The organism is Paraburkholderia dipogonis (assembly GCF_046027395.1).
In the GTDB taxonomy this organism is placed as follows: domain Bacteria; phylum Pseudomonadota; class Gammaproteobacteria; order Burkholderiales; family Burkholderiaceae; genus Paraburkholderia; species Paraburkholderia dipogonis_A.
Map to the genome: position 1 here is coordinate 1 of NZ_JAQQEG010000103.1, position 2,481 is coordinate 2,481.

The following is a 2,481-nucleotide window of genomic DNA, read 5'->3' on the forward strand; positions in this document are numbered from 1 at the left end:
GGACTAAACCGCTCGCGCGGTATGGGGCGCCGGTTCAATGCTTGTAGTTCTGGAGAGGAAACCGACTCTGTTTTCATGTTGAAGGGCGAGGCAATCCGCCTCGTCGTTCAACGGGAGCAGAGTCATGACCCACACACCTCAGCCCATCAGTCCGCTGCGCCAGCGCATGACCGACGACATGCGCATGCGTCAGCTCGCACCGAAGACGCAGGCCGGTTATCTGCGCGTCGTACGCGAGTTCACCCGCTTTCTCGGACGCTCTCCTGACACCGCCACCGTCGAGGACCTGCGGCGCTACCAGTTGCATCTGGTCGACCACGGCGTGTCACCTGTGTCGCTCAATGCGGCGATCACAGGACTGAAGTTCTTCTTCGAGATCACGCTTCACGAGCCCGATCTGATGGCACGCATGCAACCGGTACGAGTGCCTCGCGTCCTGCCGGTCGTCCTTAGCCCGGACGAAGTGGGCCGTCTGATTGCCGCCACCGGCAACCTGAAGCACCAGACCGCACTATCGGTCGCCTATGGTGCCGGCCTGCGCGCGAGCGAAGTGGTGGCGTTGAAGGTCGGCGACGTCGACGGCCAGCGCATGACCCTGCGCATTGAACAGGGCAAGGGCCGCAAGGATCGTTACGCCATGCTCTCGCCGGTGCTGCTTGAACGCCTGCGTGTCTGGTGGCGCGTGGCGCACGCGCAGGGCCGGATGCTGGAGGGCGGCTGGCTGTTTCCGGGCCTCGATCCGGTCGATCCGCTCAGCACGCGGCAGCTCAACCGGGCCATCCACGCCGCCGCCGAGGCAGCGAACATCGACAAGCGTGTCTCGATGCACACGCTACGCCACAGCTTTGCAACCCACCTGCTGGAGCAGAAGGTCGACATTCGCGTGATCCAGGTTCTGCTGGGGCACAAGAAGCTGGAGACGACAGCACTCTATGCGCAGGTCGCCACCGACCTGCTGCGCGAGGTGATCAGTCCACTGGAGAAGCTCCAGAACAACGGCTGAACGCGGCGCCCCGCCGTGCCCGAAGTCGCGGACGTGTTCCGCGCGCATGGGCCCGTGTGGCGACAGACCGTACAGCTGAGTCTGGGACAGCTGAAGGTCATGTCGGCGATCGAACAGTGCCGCAGCGCGGCGCTGGGGGGACACGTATTGCGCTGTTCCGGCTGCGAACAGATCGAAGTTGCCTACAACTCCTGCCGTAACCGTCATTGCCCGAAGTGCCAGGCAAGCGCCGCGCACCGGTGGCTCGAGGCACGCCAGGCCGATCTGCTGCCGGTCGAGTATTACCACGTGGTCTTCACGCTACCTGCTGCGATCAGCGCGATCGCCTGGTACAACAAGGCAGTGATCTACGGCCTGCTGTTCGATGTGGCCGCCGAAACCCTGCGCACCATCGCCGCCGACTCAAAGCATCTGGGCGCGCAGATCGGTGCCACGCTCGTGCTGCACACATGGGGCTCGGCGCTCACGCACCATCCTCACGTACACGGCATCGTTCCCGGCGGAGGCCTCTCGCCGGACGGTGAGCGGTGGGTTGCCTGCCGACCCGGCTTCTTCCTGCCAGTACGTGTGCTCTCGCGGCTGTTCCGGCGGCGCTTCCTGGAAGAGCTCGCCCAGGCACATCGCCGGGGCCGATTGCATTTCTTTGGTGAGTACGCGGGGATTGCCGATTCCAGTGCCTTCGCACAGTGGCTCGCGCCGCTGCGTGCGTGCGAATGGGTCGTCTATGCGAAGCGCCCGTTCGCGGGACCGGACGCGGTGCTTGCGTACCTGTCGCGCTACACGCATCGCGTGGCCATCTCCAATCAGCGGCTCATAGCAATCGACGAACGTGGCGTGACCTTCCGATGGAAGGACTATCGGGCCAGCGGCCGCACACGCCAGAAGACGATGACGCTTGAGCCACAGGAATTCATGCGGCGCTTCCTGCTGCACGTACTGCCTGTCGGCTTCCATCGGATTCGCCACTATGGTCTGCTGGCCAATCCCGTGCGTCGGCAGAATCTGGCTGCGATACGGGCGCTGCTGGACGTGCCAGCTTCCATTATTGCGAGCGAAGGTCCGTCACCGGGCACTGCCGCCCCGAAGTTCGTCTGTCGGCATTGCGGCGCGCCGATGATCATCATCGACATCCTCCTGCGCAGCCACCCAATTCGCGCTCCGCCCACTTGCCGACGCAACGTATGAAGACGAATCACTCTGTCTGTCCAGACCGACTGGCGGCTCTTCGGCAACGAGCGCTAGGAGAAGACGCTTGTGCCTGTCGTTACCAGCAGACCTTGCCGCGCTCGCGACACCTCTATAGACGTGCAGCACGGATGCTGCAGAATACTTACGTGACCACCAAACCCTCGCTTCGACCGAAGATTGTAAGTCTCCGCAGTTCATGAGAGCACTTCAATCCCCATAGCTGCACAAGATTCCTGCGGTCCTGGTCCACTCCGCGGTTTCCTCCCTCGAGCGTTGTCCAACGCCTGCCC

General features: G+C 63.5%; 2 protein-coding genes. Both read left to right on the plus strand.

Annotated features, from left to right (window positions below):
* Positions 1-124: 124 nt before the first annotated feature.
* Positions 125-1,003, plus strand: coding sequence for a tyrosine-type recombinase/integrase (locus PQR32_RS42000; RefSeq protein ID WP_408241752.1), 879 nt, complete (start codon positions 125-127; stop codon positions 1,001-1,003).
* Between the two features lie 15 nt (positions 1,004-1,018).
* Positions 1,019-2,188 carry an IS91 family transposase gene (locus tag PQR32_RS42005; RefSeq protein WP_408241755.1) on the plus strand — a complete coding sequence of 390 codons (1,170 nt, stop codon included), beginning with the start codon at positions 1,019-1,021 and terminating at the stop codon, positions 2,186-2,188.
* The last annotated feature ends 293 nt before the right edge of the window (positions 2,189-2,481 follow it).

Excerpts from the sequence above, each read along its gene's own strand:
- PQR32_RS42000 (WP_408241752.1), top strand. The coding sequence starts at position 125 with ATGACCCACACACCTCAGCCCATCAGTCCGCTGCGCCAGCGCATGACC.